Origin of the sequence: Mesorhizobium sp. M1A.T.Ca.IN.004.03.1.1 (assembly GCF_003997555.1) — a bacterium.
GTDB lineage: Bacteria > Pseudomonadota > Alphaproteobacteria > Rhizobiales > Rhizobiaceae > Mesorhizobium.
Map to the genome: position 1 here is coordinate 1 of NZ_RZTV01000194.1, position 286 is coordinate 286.

Here is a 286-nt window from a genome sequence, read left to right on the forward strand (position 1 = left end):
CCGGCGACGTGCTGCCCGATTGGGCAAGCCTTGCCGTCTCGGGCGCGACGATCGCCGTTTACATGGGCCGCACGGTTGCCGCCTCGGTCGCCGAGCGGCTGATGCAGGCCGGCATTCCCTCCGAGACAACCGTCGCCGGTGAGATCATGGCCTGTCGTGAAGACCAGCGAGGAGGCGACACCGCGCAGCGTCAGCGGCAGCTCGAAATCGGCAGCGGCAGCGAAGGCCGAGGTGATGCCGGGCACGACCTCATAGGTGACGCCGGCGGCGCGCAACGCCGCCATTT

The 286-nt window shown here is 69.2% G+C and carries 1 pseudogene; it reads right to left on the reverse strand.

The annotated features are described in order from the left end of the window. Positions 1-209 precede the first annotated feature (209 nt). A pseudogene (locus EOD29_RS37575) lies at positions 210-284 on the reverse strand (hypothetical protein); the annotation flags it as partial. Between the last annotated feature and the right edge of the window lie 2 nt (positions 285-286).